The 16,701-nt window shown below is 42.3% G+C and carries 12 protein-coding genes; 6 read left to right on the top strand and 6 right to left on the bottom strand.

Annotated elements, in window-relative coordinates; genetic code table 11:
• Nucleotides 1–84 precede the first annotated feature (84 nt).
• Nucleotides 85–567: a MarR family transcriptional regulator gene (locus tag F9817_RS01920; RefSeq protein WP_161153270.1), complete on the top strand. Its 483-nt coding sequence runs from the start codon at nucleotides 85–87 to the stop codon at nucleotides 565–567.
• Nucleotides 568–641: 74 nt separating this feature from the next.
• On the opposite strand, the gene F9817_RS01915 is transcribed toward F9817_RS01920, so the two are convergent.
• Nucleotides 642–1,574 carry a chemotaxis protein gene (locus F9817_RS01915; protein ID WP_161153269.1) on the bottom strand — a complete coding sequence of 311 codons (933 nt, stop codon included), beginning with the start codon at nucleotides 1,572–1,574 and terminating at the stop codon, nucleotides 642–644.
• Nucleotides 1,575–2,001: 427 nt separating this feature from the next.
• Between F9817_RS01915 and F9817_RS01910 the strand changes: the two genes are divergently transcribed.
• The gene (locus F9817_RS01910; protein WP_161153268.1) at nucleotides 2,002–2,280 is read left to right on the top strand and encodes a peptidylprolyl isomerase; all 279 of its coding nucleotides are present in this window, start codon (nucleotides 2,002–2,004) and stop codon (nucleotides 2,278–2,280) included.
• 71 nt (nucleotides 2,281–2,351) lie between these two features.
• Here the strand turns inward: F9817_RS01910 and F9817_RS01905 are convergent, their stop codons facing one another.
• The 3 genes from F9817_RS01905 to F9817_RS01895 all read right to left on the bottom strand — a co-directional run bounded on the left by F9817_RS01905 (nucleotide 2,352) and on the right by F9817_RS01895 (nucleotide 7,208).
• Nucleotides 2,352–3,515 carry an oligogalacturonate lyase family protein gene (locus F9817_RS01905; RefSeq protein WP_161153267.1) on the bottom strand — a complete coding sequence of 388 codons (1,164 nt, stop codon included), beginning with the start codon at nucleotides 3,513–3,515 and terminating at the stop codon, nucleotides 2,352–2,354.
• A 137-nt stretch (nucleotides 3,516–3,652) separates the two neighbouring features.
• Nucleotides 3,653–5,419: a sodium:solute symporter family protein gene (locus F9817_RS01900; protein ID WP_161153266.1), complete on the bottom strand. Its 1,767-nt coding sequence runs from the start codon at nucleotides 5,417–5,419 to the stop codon at nucleotides 3,653–3,655.
• A 331-nt stretch (nucleotides 5,420–5,750) separates the two neighbouring features.
• Nucleotides 5,751–7,208, bottom strand: a complete 1,458-nt coding sequence (locus F9817_RS01895; protein ID WP_237476177.1) for an EmmdR/YeeO family multidrug/toxin efflux MATE transporter — start codon at nucleotides 7,206–7,208, stop codon at nucleotides 5,751–5,753.
• A gap of 397 nt (nucleotides 7,209–7,605) precedes the next feature.
• On the opposite strand from F9817_RS01895, the gene F9817_RS01890 reads away from it, so the two are divergent.
• From F9817_RS01890 to F9817_RS01880, 3 genes are all read left to right on the top strand, one after another.
• A complete protein-coding gene (locus F9817_RS01890) occupies nucleotides 7,606–8,349 on the top strand; it encodes an oligogalacturonate-specific porin KdgM family protein (protein WP_161153264.1) in 744 nt (247 codons plus the stop codon).
• Nucleotides 8,350–8,448: 99 nt separating this feature from the next.
• Nucleotides 8,449–10,680, top strand: a complete 2,232-nt coding sequence (locus F9817_RS01885) for a right-handed parallel beta-helix repeat-containing protein (protein ID WP_161153263.1) — start codon at nucleotides 8,449–8,451, stop codon at nucleotides 10,678–10,680.
• 110 nt (nucleotides 10,681–10,790) lie between these two features.
• Nucleotides 10,791–13,376 carry a pectinesterase family protein gene (locus tag F9817_RS01880; protein WP_161153262.1) on the top strand — a complete coding sequence of 862 codons (2,586 nt, stop codon included), beginning with the start codon at nucleotides 10,791–10,793 and terminating at the stop codon, nucleotides 13,374–13,376.
• Nucleotides 13,377–13,665: 289 nt separating this feature from the next.
• Here the strand turns inward: F9817_RS01880 and F9817_RS01875 are convergent, their stop codons facing one another.
• Both F9817_RS01875 and kdgK read right to left on the bottom strand, forming a co-directional pair.
• Nucleotides 13,666–14,289, bottom strand: coding sequence for a bifunctional 4-hydroxy-2-oxoglutarate aldolase/2-dehydro-3-deoxy-phosphogluconate aldolase (locus tag F9817_RS01875; protein WP_161153261.1), 624 nt, complete (start codon nucleotides 14,287–14,289; stop codon nucleotides 13,666–13,668).
• 12 nt (nucleotides 14,290–14,301) lie between these two features.
• Nucleotides 14,302–15,228, bottom strand: a complete 927-nt coding sequence (gene kdgK / locus F9817_RS01870; RefSeq protein ID WP_161153335.1) for a 2-dehydro-3-deoxygluconokinase — start codon at nucleotides 15,226–15,228, stop codon at nucleotides 14,302–14,304.
• 269 nt (nucleotides 15,229–15,497) lie between these two features.
• Between kdgK and F9817_RS01865 the strand changes: the two genes are divergently transcribed.
• Entirely contained in the window at nucleotides 15,498–16,685 is a 1,188-nt protein-coding gene (locus tag F9817_RS01865) for a sugar efflux transporter (RefSeq protein ID WP_161153260.1), read from the top strand.
• Nucleotides 16,686–16,701 lie beyond the last annotated feature (16 nt).

The following is a 16,701-nucleotide window of genomic DNA, read 5'->3' as shown; positions in this document are numbered from 1 at the left end:
AAAGATAACGAACGGATTGCAATTTGTAAAGAATGTTAATGTTAAAGTAATATGGCTTTATAAACGTTAAGTGATGGATTTTTAATGGCAGCAATTGATAGCATCAGACAGCAATGGGCAGAGGAATGCCCGAATCTTAATACTTTACCCATGGGGATCTTGGGGCGCATGCGTCGGCTAACTAAGTATTTAGAAACACAGGTCGCACAGTGGTTAAAAGAGCAGGGATTATTAATGGGCGAATTTGATGTATTGATGACATTAAAACGTTCAGGTGCGCCTTACCGGCTGACTCCATCCTTACTGTTGGAGTCTATGATGCTCACTTCAGGGGCGATGACAAATCGGCTCGATAAGTTAGAACAGAAAGCGTTGATTTCTCGAGAGCACAGCGTTGAAGATAGAAGAAGTGTTGAAGTTCAACTAACAGAGAAAGGATTGGCTTTAGTCAGTGGAATCTTGGATGAATATGTTCATCAGCAGGAACAATTAATCTCAAGTTTGGATAGTAATCAACAGCAGCAGTTAGACTTGCTATTGTCACATTGGTTAACTGAATTTGAATAGCTAATGGACACTAATATAGGAAACGCTTTACTCCAGGAGTAAAGCGTTGGTTAAAAGCTTTAAAAGTCGTAAGGTTACGCCAATGTTTTGGTCTTTTGACGATTATAATCGTCGAGCTTCTTCGCCCCTCGCAGCATGGCTTCGATAAGCTCTGTCGCATTGAATTTTTCTAACGCTTCATGGGCACCGACTTGATGAGCTCGATCAACACATATTTCACTCGATAAAGAGGTATGAAGAATAATATAAGCGTGGTTTAGGTTATTTTCATTTTGCACTTCAAATGCCAATTCATAACCATCAAGACCTGGCATCTCTATATCGCTGACTAACAAATCAATCGCGCGGCCTTGTTCTGCTTCTTGGCGCATCAACTCAATGGCTTCGATGCCGTTTTTACAGACTTGATAGGAAATATTAATTCTATCTAATGCATCAGCTAATTGTTTACGAGCGATGGATGAATCGTCGACTAACAGAATGTTAAGTGCGCGTAGCCGCTCTCGCTCAATATCTGTTAGCATTGGCACTTTGACTGACTCATATTGCGGATAAATTTTGGATAACAAAAGTTCCACGTCAAGAAGCTGAACAATATTCTTTTCATGGCGAGTAATGCCGGTTACAAAGACATTTTTCCCTGCAGTTTGTGGTGCGGGCTCTATTTCTCGCCAGTTACATTCGATGATCTTTTCAATACTTCTTACCATGAATGCCACAACTGTTCTTAGGCAATCTGTAACAATAAGGTAGCAATTATTATATTCGCTAGGGTCAATACGACGAAAGCCTACAGCCGCTGCCATATCGATAACGGGCACTGTCATATTTCGAAAATTCACTGTTCCCACCACATCGTGATGTGAATAAGGAATTTGCGTCATTGGCATGTAAGGAATAATTTCTCTTACTTTTAGCGTACCAATCGCAAACAATTGTTTTTGCATGTTAAGAGTGAACATTAACATCCCTTGCGACTGATTTGCTTTACTGATCGTTTTGGCCATAGCTACTTTCATTGTCTAATGATTACACGTATTGACATCTATATTAACGAAATTCCATATTACGGCAATGGTCATAGTGGACTTTTTCGTTATTTAGTCAGTTATTCTTTGTTTTACATGACTAAAAGGCATCAATATAACTCGATTTTATATACCTAAGTGACTTCAAGCTGTTGTTTTAGCGAGAATGTATTTACGCTCAGTCAAGGCGCTGACCCCTGCATCTTGCAGTCATTTGGGCATAACCATTATGTATATTGCTCAATAATGTGTGCGAGTACAACATGTCCTAGTTACAGTCTAGCTGTCTTCATAAATTTGGGTGGATTGAATTTACAGAAATAGGATGACGAAAAGATGCATTTCAGGTTTGGTTTGGTTAGACTAGCGCGCTTTTAAAAACCGAGACCATCAATAGGGGGGGAATATGGCATCAACAGCGGCAGCACTGCATATTTTGGTAAAACACAAAAACCAAGCGGAAGATATTATTCTGCAGTTGAAAAAAGGCGCTAAATTTCAAACTCTCGCGCGAAAATATTCCTTATGTCCTTCAGGTAAAAAAGGAGGAGATTTAGGGGAGTTTCGTCGTGGTCAGATGGTGCCCCAATTTGATAAAGCGTGTTTTAACGGGGAAGTATTAAAGCCACAACTCGTAAAAACTAAATTTGGTTGGCATGTGGTGAAGGTATTGTACCGAACTTAATCATTGACACGGTTTGGATAAAAAGCGCCCTTAGTCGGGTCACTAAGGGCGAAAAGATAGACTGAACAGTACTATCGGAGTTCTTGTGGTACCTCTGCAATATAAAGCGCAGGGACACCTTCAAAATCACTAGTAAATAACACACCGCAGTCATCGGGGGTAAATGAAGGGTGAGGGTGAGTGATTTGTCTGTCACCATCTAATACTTCCCAAGAGGTATTATGTTTGGCAAGTTTTGCATAGTGCTTAGTTTTGGTATTTAGCACATATAAAAATGGGTCATTTTCGATGCTGTAAGCATCGTTATCTGCCACATCAACAGGCGTATCACAGCCATCTCCAACCATCAGTGAACCATCGTAATTACTCATTAGATGAGAGCATGGTGGCATTTCCATCACTTGTTCATTTTCTAAAGTATCAGGGTTTACTTTATAAATGACTCGGCTTGCTTGACCTTTGAAATAAGAAACATAAGCCATTGCACTGCCGTCTGGAATCCAAAATTCATGTGTGCAAGATTCACCTGGTGCGTGGGTTTTAACTTTACGCACATTGTTACCTTGCTCGTCAGTTAACCACATTCTCGCATCGACTAAATCGTGCGGGCCTTCGTGGCAAAAACCAATAGTAGAGTCGTCAAATGGGCGATAAATAGGGTGACCCAGCCAGGCATCCTCTTGGTGAACAACATCGAGTTTTCCGGTATTAATATCTACTTTAATCAATCGACATGTTGGGTTGGTAAAGTAAAATTCATGGAATTTTTTCCAATCAGAGAGTGGCTGCCAGCACGTTTTTAGTATTTCAATTCCCACTAATTTTGTGCAGTCACTATTCGCAACCCAAGTACCGTAACCCTTCCATTCTGGGTCTACTGTATAGATTACTGTTTCTTCAAGGTTCTCTAGATCAACCTTCATAAGGTTAAGGCCATTTTTGACATAGAAAAGATATTGTTCATTGGTTGAAAGAAATCCACCAAAGGTATTATCACCTTCCCCTTCCGTTAGTTGGCGTGCCTTTTGAGTCTCTAAGTTCAATAAGTAATAGTTACGATTACCATCAAAATCGCCAGCAAAAAGAAGTTGCTTGCCATCTTGAGTGAAACATTTTTGATAAAAATAGTTACGGTGACAAATGACATCTTTAGGGGTTAAGCGAGTCACTTTTACTTGTGTGTCGCTGTCGATAAAGGTCTCAAAATGTAACTGTACAACGTCACCCTTGGCCATAATTTGTCTCCTCATCAAAGCGCTGCTGGTGGCAACGCATAGGTAGTGTTCAGTATTAATAGCGGTTTAAAGAGAGTTTGAATAAGTCACCGCTTAAAGTAGCCCAAACCCTTTGGAGGTTTGGGCAATGGTTTTTATCAGTTTGTTGCAATATGTTTTTGTTCAACCGTTCCTGCAGTCGCGCTGCGTTTTAACGCATAGCCGACAATGAAGACTGCGGCTGAGCAGGCTAAGAAGAGTAAACGTCCCCATAATGGGTTTGGAATCAATATCATCAATACCAAACCAGCAGCCATACACATTACCAAAGTACCCAGTTTATGACGTTGTTGGCGGTCAACCACATCTTGTCCTTCTTCTTCAATACATTTAGTGTCGACATCTTTGAAGAATTCCAAGGTTTGCTCTTTGTAGATATCTTTTTCTTCTTTGTAGAAGAAGGTGGTGCATAAGAAGAACCCAATAGTTAACACTAAGTGAGCACAGATAGTGGTCATGATTTTCAAATCGCTAGACTCACGACCTGTCAGGTTTTCCATACCAAACCAACCACCAACAACATCAGGAGTCCAAACTTTCACAACCATTAGAGATACACATAGACCAAAGATGACGGTTGCCCATGGTGCCCATTTTGGTGTTTTGCGAATCAAAATAGCTAAGAATAGAGGAACTAAGATTGGTGATTGCAGTAGTGTTGCAACTTGCATCATTAAATCAAACAAGCTTAAACCGCGTAGAGAGACGTAGAACTGAGCACATAGGATAACTAAGATACCGTTTACGATGCTGGCAATCATACCCATGCGTAGCTGTTCTTTGTCGGTAGCTTTACCACGGCGCATGATAGGCGCGTAGAAGCTACGTACAAAAATACCAGAGTTACGGTTTAATGCTGAGTCCATTGATGACATGGTTGCGGCAAATAAACCAGCCATTAATAGACCGACAGTACCTGTAGGCATGTAGTCACGAGCGAACACTAGATAAACCGCATCGCCTGCTTTTTTACCTAAGTTGGAATAAGCCATAGCTGCATTTGGATCTAGAATGCGTAGTGCCCATGGTGGGATAAACCAAATCATCGCACCGATAAACATCATACCCAAAGCTAGCAACGCTGCACGAGACGCATTTTTGGAATCTTTAGCGTTTAGGAAACGGTAAGACTCCTGCATGTTGTTGATACTTTGCAATTGCTTAACGATGAAGAACAAGAATGAACCAACAATTAATAGTGGGTAATTCATGTCTGGGCCGACAAGGAAGCCGCCAGGGAATTTATCAATGATTTCCACGGGGCCGCCAATCACAAACAAGGCAACACAAGCACAAGCAATCGAAATAACGGCGACAACCAGTGATTGAATAAAGTCAGACGCTACCACACCCCATGCACCACTAATTAAAGAAACAAGCAGTACTGCGGCACCTGTTACCCAAATAGTGAGGTTGATGTCGGTGTTAAATACCGCAGAGGCAAACACACCAAGACCGTTTAGCCAAACCCCGGCATTCAATACACTGAGCGGGATAATCACCCATGTGAAGAACTGTTCATTACCATTACCAAAGCGACGACGAACAGCTTCAGTTGGTGTGTCTACACGCATTTGACGGAAGCGACGAGAGAAGTAGAAGAAAGCGAACGCATACGCCACCATGTTGCCGACAAATACACCTAAGATTTCAAAACCTGAACTGAACGCTTTACCTGCGGCACCGGTAAATGTCCAAGCAGAAAATTGGGTCATAAAGGCTGTTGCACCCACCATCCACCAAAGCATTTTACCGCCCCCACGAAAGTAATCGCTGGTGCTTTTGCTCGCCATCTTTTTGAATAGAAGGCTAATCCCAACCATTAGGATGAAATAGCCAACAATGACTAGATAATCATATTCCATATCTGAACCTCAAAACACTGTTTTAATTTATTTGAATCGAAGTATATTTTTATGGCTCTGTTTTGAATGTGACGAAAATCGAAACAACGGTTCATTTTTTAAATTTTATATAATATTGTGATTGCTTTCACGGATTAGTCCCTAATGAAACGAAGGTGAGTAAATAGAATGTTTTATTTCTAACAGATAGGTAATAACTTTATAAAAGTGAAATTAAAGATTGCTTGTCTGTATACCCAAGTGACCTCAAGGTGCTGAATCCTTCAGCTTGAGAGCATTTGGGTATAATCATTCTGCCTTATCAGTTAAGAGAATACATAAAGGAAGGGAATTAGCGTGATTGCTCTAACACTTTATTTTTTCGATAAATATCGAGCCATTTATCATTAATCATACGATAAAAATAGAGTCCAGCTCGAATCCACCAATCGGCGAACATTCCTAGCCAGATACCGTAAACACTCATATTCAATAGAATACCTAAGGAGTAACCGATCACTACACGACATCCCCACATGCTTGCTATGGCGGTCCACATGCTAAAACGGACATCTTTAGCGCCTTTAAATGCAGCCGGTAACACAAATGAAGATGCCCATACTGGCATCATGAGAGCGTTGAGATAGATAAGGTTGACGACCACGTTAACCACTTGTGGGTCACTAGTGTAAATGTGCGCAATGTGGTGAGCTAAAGGTACAGAGATAATGCCCATGGTGACTAACAGCACCGTAGCACTGGTTAAAATTAAACGCATCTCTAAACGAGCGAGACGAGTTTGATCTTGGCCTAAACGTTTACCGATTAATACCGTTGCGGCCATTCCTAGCGCATTACCTGGTATATTTACGAACAAGAGCACAGAAAAAGTGATCACGTTGCCCGCCATGACAACTGTCCCCATGCCAGCTACCATGATTTGAGTAATAAGCTTACCGACGTTAAACATTAATTGTTCTACGCTGGCTGGAACGCCGATCCCCATAATCTCCAGCATAATGCTCCGTTGAAAACGCTGTTTAAACGAGCCAAGGCTGAGGCGTAGCGTACTGTTATGGGTGAGTATCGCGAGAATAAATCCTGCGCCAACCCAGCGAGCTGCAGTGACACCGATCCCCGCACCTAACAAGCCAAAGCCATTCCATCCGAACCATGAGCAACCATATATCAGTGGGTAACTAAATACGATATTTAGAATGTTCATCAAAATGTTACTGATGGCGGGAGCGCGAGAATTACCAATGGCACGTAATACTCCGCTACCCGCGAAAATAATCGCCAGTGCGGGATAGCTAAAAGCGATCGTTTTCAAGTACAGCTCAGAAAGCTCGATCACATGTCGCTGTGCGCCCATTGCTATCACATTAAGAATTCGCTCAATAAATAGGTAAATGAGGACGTTGGTAACAATACTGACGAGAATATTTAGGTTAATAGCTTGAACTGCCGCCGTTTTGGCTTTATCACGTAATCTCCGGCCAAAGGCTTGAGCAATGACGACGGAACCGCCTAGCTCCGTTGCTGTGAGCAATGAAATAATTAAAAAAGTAATACTATCACTGATACCTACCGCCGCTGTTTCTGCACTGCCAATATGGCTCACTAAGATTGTGCTCACAATGCCCATCAGCACAACGCAGGTTAGTTCGACAACGATAGGCCAAGTAAAAGGGATAATACTGCGCTTTAAAAGTACTTTAGCGCGGTAATTGAGTTTTAAATTTTGCCGGCTAAATAACCTATTTTGAATGACTTTGGAAAATAAATGGTGAGGAAGCAGGGGTTTCAAGAGGTTTCTCCAAAGGCACATAAAAGGAAAGTCGATAACATGTTAATCAGTATTAATAAGCGGCCTAAATCATATGAAAAAATTTCTTTGTGATTCAGATCTTATATCGACCAAAATAATTTAAATATTCAATATGGATAACGATAGTTATCGAACTATCTCATTGTTATTTTTACTCTCTTTTAGTTATATAATAAAGTCGGTTTTGAGCTACTAATAGGTGTTTATATATATAAATACCATTAGATAGCCAGCATTATTACCGATCACATAAACTAATATACATAAATGAAACATCGTTTCATAGATCACAAAACGTTAGATTTGGGGTTTTTTATACTTTTCGTTAGCAGTAATTTAGCGCTAATGAAAAAATAAAACAAAACGGTGTTTCAAAATGAAATTTAGAATCTTAACTGCTGCTATCGCTGTAGCCTTGACCAGCCTTGCTGCTCAAGCTACAACCATTAATATTCGGCATGAAATGGTTCCTCGCTATGACGGCCAATCCGCTGCCCATAAAGATCGTATTTCTGTAGGAAATCGCTTTGCCAATGGTGTCGGGTTTGAAGTTGAAGCAAAATGGAAGAGCCAAAATGAAGATGCTTACGGTACCGAGACAGGGAATGGCCAACAGGCCAATATCAGCTATCTGTATCACATTAACGATCAATGGAGTCTAAAGCCGCAATATAAGTGGGAGTCATCATCGAGTAAAGTAGGGCATCAATTTAACTTAACCTTGGGCTATAAAGTGAACGACGATTGGAGTGTGGCTTTCCGTCATCGTTATCACTATTCAAACTTACAAAAGACAAGTAATAATACAAATTCATCTAATCATCATTACAATCGTTGGACCTTTTCTACCAGTTATGGCGGTATCCAAGATTGGAAGTTTGGCGCAAGCGTTGACTACACCTTTAACCAAGAATCTCAAGGTCCTCGTTGGAAATCTCACCAAGATTGGTTCTCTGAAGTGAACTTTACCGGTGAATACAAAGGCTTTGATAGTGGTTGGCACCCCTTCACTGAAATTGGCTTTATTCCTTACAAATCTGGACACGCAACTTATGACGGCAGTGATGCCTATGACAGATGGCGTCCACGTGTGCGTGTCGGCGTGAAATATAGCTTCTAATTCCCCCATTTATACCAAGTTCCCATTTGGTATCGGTTCGTCCACAAAGGCTTATTGGTTGTGCTGTCGATATAAGCCTTTTTTCAAGGATTAAGAAAAATGAAAAAGAATCGTTTAGCGTTAAGTATTGCTGCCGTTTTGGCCGTTGGTGGCTGTGCATCTCAATCTGCAGATATGATGAGTGATAGCCAAAACCTGACTTGGCAGGCCATCACTTTTGGTCAATCGACAGACCTTAATTTTGGTTCGACTATTTTGCCAAATAAGGTTGGCACTAACCAAGTAACCGTAGATGGTAAATTGGTGCAACCTGGACCGGTGGCTAAGAAATTTACCGTTGAAAGCCGAGGCGGTAAGCTAGCCAACTCCCACGAAGGCGGCACCTTTTACTACACGAAACTCCCTACCAACGTGAATTTCATCTTGTCTGCTGATGTGCAGTTAGATCAGCTAGGTCCTGAAACAGGGTCGACACCAAACCGCCAAGAAGGTGCTGGGATTATGGTGCGCGATATCATCGGTAAAGCGCGGATGAATCCACAGCCTGAAGGGCAGGAAGAATTCCCGGCGGCATCAAATATGGTGATGAACATTTTCCGTGCGCATAAAAAAGGTGTGAAAGGGCTGGTTAATGTGGATGCGAACTTCCGTGAAGGTATTTACAAACCTTGGGGCACCGCAGGTAACCGCATGAGTCGTGATGAATATGTTAAAGGGATCACCTATGGCCCAGACAAAACTTATCACATGACATTAACGCGTAATGATAAAGGTTATGTTGTCAGTTATAGCAATGGGACGATGACAAAAACTGTTCCACTGGCTGGAGCACATGCCAATATTGTTGAGATGCAAGACCCTGATCATCAATATGTCGGATTTTTTGCATCACGTAATGCCAAAATGACAGTCAGTAATGTTCAGTTGACGCTTTCCCCTGCTCATACTGAAAATGCGCCACGCTATCATGCCAAATTGGTCGCGCCAGTTTTGCAACAGGCTTCCCCTGATATGACGCCTGTTGATGACTACACCGTGCAAGCTAGAGCTAACTACACCGGTAAATTTGGTGTGCAACAAAATGGCAAATGGTTAGTGAAAGACCAACTGGTTTCTGCGGGCGAAATGTTTGATTACAACACATCATTGACAGCTGCTAAAGCCAAATTCGATGTGAGTTTTACTCCAATTGAAGGGCCAGATCTCAAAACCATGAGTTATCACTATACCGTGACTAAGAAACCATTGTCTGGTCCACATACGCTGGTGGTTAATCCCAAAGGCACTCATGGACACTTAACGTTACAACAAGCGGTGAATATTCTGCCTCCTGGTGGAACGATTTTATTAGAAGATGGGGATTACCCAGCTCTGACTATTCCTGTCTCTGCAAGTGGTACGCCAGAACATGTGAAGACCTTGAAAGCAAAAGGTAATCACGTCCGTTTTGTTGGCACTTACTTACATGATGCGAACTACTGGAAAGTGTCACACATTGAAGTGGCAGGCGCTCGTACGATTGTGAGCGGCAGCCATAATGAGTTTGAATACATGCGTACTCATAATGCCCCAGATTCAGGCTTCCAGATCTCTTCACCTAGTGATGTCGGCCGAGCATTATGGGCAAGTTACAACACAGTGACAGACAGCGAAAGTTATAACAACATGGATAAATCGCAAATTAACGCTGATGGATTTGCTGTGAAAATGCGAGTTGGTGATGGTAATACTCTGATTCGTTGCGTTTCTCACCATAATATCGACGATGGCTTCGACTTATTCAATAAAGTGGAAGATGGCCCAGATGGTGCTGTGACTATTTTGGATTCTGTTGCTTACATGAATGGAGAAACAACGACAGTAAAAGCCAAAGGGGGAACTCGCGGTAATGGGTTCAAATTGGGTGGTGAAGGTTTGCCTGTGGCCCATATCGTGAAAAACAGCTTAGCGTTTCACAATAATATGGATGGGTTTACCGATAACTTTAACCCAGGTTCATTAGTGGTTGAAAATAACGTGTCTATCGATAACAAACGTTTCAACTATCTGTTCCGCAAGAGTCCATACACCAGTAGTGTCAAACAAGGGACGTTTGAACATGATCAGTCCTATCGCTTTTATGTACCAAGCAAATACAGCGATGTGGTCAATGGTGAACATTTCGTTGATAACCGCTTCGTCAAAGGTGGGGTGACTTTAGATGCACAAGGTCATCCAGTGACTGGCGCTTGGGTACAACGACTGAAAAAAGCAGCGCGTGTGAATCCGAAAGCCGCTGTCCCTGGTCAACAAGCTATCCAAGATATTCGTGAATTTATTTATCACGATTAACATCTAAAGGTGGCAGAGTGACTGCTCTGCCACCTTGTCGATTTTTATTCTTGTATCTGATGATGGTGAGGTCGATGGCTCACCATCTCTTTGATCATAGGAAGTGAAAGATGAAATTAAATCGAGTCACCTTGGCATGTTGCAGCTCAGCTTTATTTTACTTTTCTTCTGCAAACGCCCTCCCTCTTTACAATGTGTCTGTCGCTGCCGATGGCAGTGCTGACTATTCTTCGATTCAAGCCGCATTAGATAACGCACCAAACGATCAATCAGACTATGTGGTTTATATTCACGATGGTGTGTATCACGAAAAGCTCAATATCACGCGTCCTAATACGTATTTGATTGGACAAAATCGAGATAAAACTATTATTACCGCGACGACGGCCAACGGAATGCTTCAGCCTAATGGCAAAAAGTTTGGCACGTTTGGTAGTCGAACGGTTGCCATTGATGCTGATGGAGTGAAAATTCGTTCGCTAACGATAGCAAATGGATTTGATTTTAATGCTAACCAAGCCAAATCTGACCAGGACCCGAGCAAAGTTAAGAATACCCAAGCGGTTGCGCTTTTGGTCTCTAACCATGCCGATAAAGCAGAATTGAAAGACGTTAATCTTGTCGGTTATCAGGATACGCTCTATCTGCGTGCCGGGCGTAGTTTTATCGATCAATCGCAAATCTCAGGCAATATTGATTTTATCTTTGGTTTAGGGACTGCTCTCATTAAAGACAGCAACATTGTGGCGCGTAATCGTCATGATGTCGCTGCTGGAGAGCCGTATGGGTATATTACGGCGCCTGCGACCAACATTAATGATCCGTTTGGTATTGTGTTTAAACATTGTCGATTAACCAAAGAGTCAGGTGTACCAGCGAACAGTTACGGGCTAGGACGGCCTTGGCACCCAACTACGACCTTTAAAGACGGTCGTTATGCAGATCCTAATGCGGTAGGTAATACGACCTTTATCAATTGTGATATGGATGATCATATCTACGGTTGGGATAAGATGAGTGGGCATGATAAAAATAATCAAACCATTTGGTTTTATCCGCAGCAATCGCGTTTTTGGGAATTTGGTAATCGCGGCCCAGGGGCTAAAGTGACCACTGCTCGCCCACAATTGACCACGCGGCAAGCTAAAGCATACTCTGACGAACAAGTATTATCGGGTTGGCAACCTGACATTTCTTTGGCTCGTCATAGCCTGTTGCAAGGTGAAGTGCTGCATCGTTCAATGGTCTTTCCGGCTCAAGTAACAGTGAAAGATTCACTAGGTAAAACCATCACCACGACAACAGATCAAAAAGGGCATTATCGAGTCTCAGTGAAGGGGATGACTGCGCCGCTTTTGGTGAATGTTGATGATCATAGTGGTGAATCATGTTTAACCAGTGTCAAACGTCGTTCGATGTGTGTGGCTGCTTTAGTGGTTAAGGCAAAAAATGGCGGGACGACGACTGGTAACGTGAATCCATTTTCTGATTTGATTGTATCGGTGATGGCTCACCAAGCGGGATTACTTGGTCCACAGGAACTGGTCGCAGCAAAAACAATTCCCGCTATGGCAAAAAACACATGGGTAACGGCCAATCAACATTTTGATCATGCGTTTGCAAATATACTCGGACATTATGGACTCGATGCAAAAGAGGAATGGGATCCAGTTAGCTACTCAAGCCTTTATCATCCGCTAATGGCGGATCTCGCATCGCAAGTGCTACATAACCGAGGCTATGATACCAAAACGGGACTAGCGAAAGGGACCACACTGACTGATTTAGCGTTTAAGCCGATCATCAGTTTGGATTCAAATCCGATTTATTACCTTAGTTATAATCAACTTAGCAATACTCAGCAAGCGGTTAAGAGTAAGGATACTCGAGTGTTTATTGTGGGGGATTCTACCGCTTCATATTATGAGCCAGATGCGTTTCCTCGTACGGGGTGGGGGCAGGCTTTTCACGCTTTAGTTGGCGATAATGGCAAAGTAATGGTGGTTAATGCTGCTCGTTCAGGGCGTAGCTCTAAAGATTATATCAACGGGCGCTGGCTGAGTTTGCTCGAACCGCTGGTCAAACCGGGAGATTACCTCTTTATTCAATTCAGCCATAACGATGAAAAATGCGATGGCTCTAAACCGGGGCGTGGGCCACTTGATGTCGCAAACTTGTGTACTTACCCGAACAATGCACGAGGAGAGCCGCAATTTCCTGTTGGACATCCCGAAATGTCATTGCAGCACGAGTTAGAGCAATACATTGCCTTTGCTCGTCAACATAAAATGCATCCTGTCTTTTTGACGTCGTTACCACGTGCCAAAATGGCTAATGGCCATAATGGATTACCATTAAATCCTATTCAGCATGTGACCAAGCAAAATACTCGCCATGGTTATGCGTTCGTTGGTAGTTATACGGATACGGTAAAACAAACGGCACAACGGTATGACATCCCTTTGATTGATATTCAAAAACAAATGATTGCTATCGCCAATAAAGAAGGCAACTGGAAATCAATGTGGCTTGCAGTGAATACGGATAAATATCCTTATTATATGGGACGTACAGGTCGGTTCGATAAACCGGATACGACACATTTTCAGTTACGCGGAGCGACGATGGCGGCTGAGCAAGTACTAAAAGATATTAAGCAACAACCTGAGTTGAAAGCACTAGCGATGAAGTTATAGGCGTCATGTTCATCGAATGCTGACACTAATCGCGTTTGATTGTCTTACGGAAACTGCTACCTGATGAGGTGGCAGTTTTTTTATAACGTGTCATTGATGATTTAACTGGCAACAATGACCAACTCATTGATTACTTTGTCGTAACGAGTGGATAGGGAAGTAGTGCAAGTAGAAAAGAGCCAAAAAAAAGCCCATATTTCGCGGAATATATGGGCTAATAATAACACTCATGTCGAAGTGCTAATTAAAAACAAAAGATCTTCGTTTCGATTTTCGATGACTCTGTGGTTTATGCCACAACGTCAGCGACTTGTTTGACAAGTGTGGCTAATTCATCCCACTTCTCATTGTCAATTAGGTCGTTTGGCACCATCCAAGTACCGCCACAAGCAAGTACAGTTGGAAGGGCTAAGTAATCTTTTACGTTGCTCGGTTTTACACCACCAGTTGGCATAAATTTAATTGGGTATACGGCACTCATTGCTTTTAGCATGCCAACACCGCCTGATGGTTCTGCTGGAAAGAATTTCAAAGTACGTAAGCCCATTTCCATTGCCTGTTCAACCAAACTTGGGTTATTAACACCTGGAATGATGGTGACATTACGTTGTTGGCAATATTTTACAATCGTAGGATTAAAACCAGGGCTAACAATAAAATCGGCGCCCGCTTCAATCGCATTGTCGACTTGCTGTGGAGTCAACACTGTACCAGCACCGATTAACATGTCAGGAAAGGCTTCACGGATATGGCGAATAGCTTCTGCCGCCGCTTCAGTTCTGAATGTGACTTCAGCACATGGTAGGCCGTTTTCAACTAACACTTTTGCCAGTTTGACTGCTTTGTTTGCATCTTTAATGGCAATAACAGGCACGACTTTAATGTCGTTTAATTGTTCGTTAAGACTTTTCATTTCTCGTATCCTTTAAATCTGCGGCATTGCATCTTGGGGAATGATGGCGCCACGATATTGAATGACAGTACCGGCAACACGGTGAGCTAATTGTGCTGATGCTTCTGGGTCAGCGCCCAATAGACGTTTTGCTAAATAGCCTGCGCTAAATGAGTCTCCAGCGGCAGTGGTGTCGACAACATTAGCTACTTTAGTGGCAGGAATTTCAAAACGGTCTCCTGCTTTAATCGCAATGCAAGGCTCGGACCCACGTTTAATGACGATTTCCTTGATGCCCAAGCGTTCAGCTCGTTCAATCGCTTGACTCTCTTTGCTGTCACCATAAAGCATGACTTCATCATCGAAGGTCAAAAACGCGATATCAGTGATATGCATAAATTGCAGATAGGTTTTCTTTGCAATGTCTGACGATTCCCATAACGCTGGACGATAGTTGTTATCAAACGCGATTTTTACACCATCTTCGTGACATAAAAGTAGGGCATCATACAGTTTTTCGCGGCAATCAGGAGTCAAAATGGCTAAACTGATTCCGCTAAGATAAACCAATTGATATTGGGAGAGTTCTTGAGCTAGCTCTACAATAGAGCTGTCGCGGATCCAATATTTAGCAGCCGCATCATTACGCCAATAATAGAAGCTTCGTTCTCCATCTGGTGCGGTTTCAATCGCATACATTCCGGGCAATTTATCTTGGGAAATTCTGACACCAGTCGTATCAATACCTTCTTTATTCCAAGCATTGATCATGCTGTGACTAAAAGGATCTTTGCCCAAGCCAGTCAAATATGAAATTTGGATGCCGCTATTTTTTGTTAATCTAGACAAGTAGATAGCAGTATTAAGCGTATCACCACCAAAGGTCTGTTTATAGAGATCTCCAGATTTTTGTAATTCAACCATGCATTCGCCAATAATAGCGACTCGATTAGGTTTCATCATCTTCTCTCCTGTATTTTTCTAAACCGATTATGCGCCAATAAAAAGAATAAACAAATAAAATAAAACATTGGTTCATTTATTTTGTGACTTAGATCTTCAGAACCAAACAAACGGTGTTGTGACGAAAAAACTATGGTTAAAAAGGGAAGATTATTTGGAGGATAAGAAAAAGAGACTTGTTATTGCCCAAGGTTTGAGCGACATTAGGTGGGCGCATATCCGCGCTCATTTTGAATTTGTCTTCTCTCGCTTAATTAGGTTGTTTCATGAAAAGTCAGACGACGGTACTCTTTTGTACCAATGGTCTTACCGCCTTAGCTTTTGCTTTGATTTTACCTGTCATGAGTTTGTATTTGGTCAATGGTCTTCACGTTGAGCCTGGACTTATTGGTGTATATACGGTTATTACCTCTGGGATGACGGTGCTATTTAGCCAAAAAATCACCGGACTGATCGACAAAGGGGTCTCCGCGAAAAGATTAGTGATTTTTTCACTGTTGGGAATCGTTGGTGCTTCGGCAGGTTTTGCTCTTTCAAAAAACTTTTGGCACGTCCTAATTGTGGGGTGTTTAATCATGCCTTTGGCATCGTCTTCTATCCCTGTCATCTTAACCATCATTCGTCGTTATGCGGATTCAACCGGTAAAAGTAGTACTAAATTGAATTCACAAATGCGCTCATCGGTTTCGTTGTTGTGGGTTGTTGGGCCACCGATTGCTTTCTTTTCCGTTGACCGTTTAGGGTTTCGATCTAACTTTTATCTATCGGCTGTCGTCGCGTTGGCGGTCATTGGTTTGGTTGCATTGCAATTAAAAGAACCTAAAGCACCAGACATCGATCCTTTAGATAAAGACAAGAAACTGGCTCCACCCTTACCGAGAGAAGTCTGGTTTCTAGGTGCAATCATGATGTTGGCGAATATGGCAAACAGTACTTATGTCGGCTCGATGCCTCTGTTTTTAACCCGTAATATGGGCTTATCAACGGCATATCCGGGGATATTACTGGGTATGACTGCTGCGGTAGAAATTCCAGTCATGCTGCTTGCGGCGAGTTGGTCTCAGCGTTATGGAAAACTACCGATGATGAGGCTGGGGTATGTGTTTGGTATGCTTTTTTATGTCGGGATGTACTTTACCGATCACTTGGCTGTCTGTATTGCTCTTCAGCTATTGAATGGTTTGTTTTTTGGAATTTTTGTGGGCCTTGGTGTCACCATTGTGCAAGATTACGCCCCTAAAACGATTGGTAAAGCATCTGCGTTTTATACCAACTCAATGTTGTTAGGTACAATGTTGGGAACCAGTGCGATGGGAGTGATTGCGCAATATTTCGGTTTTAAAGCCCCGCTATTTTTGAGCTTATTTATGCTATTTTTATCCATGCTCGGTTTGTGGTTGTTTGAGAAAAAAGTCGAACATCGCCGTCCGACTTTCGCTGAACGACATGGCTAACTCTCTATCTCAATGG

The sequence above is a fragment of the Vibrio eleionomae genome (genome assembly GCF_009874545.1).
Taxonomy (GTDB): domain Bacteria; phylum Pseudomonadota; class Gammaproteobacteria; order Enterobacterales; family Vibrionaceae; genus Vibrio; species Vibrio nitrifigilis.
Note: the sequence above shows the minus strand (reverse complement) of the source record. Positions and strands in the feature narration are given on the sequence as shown.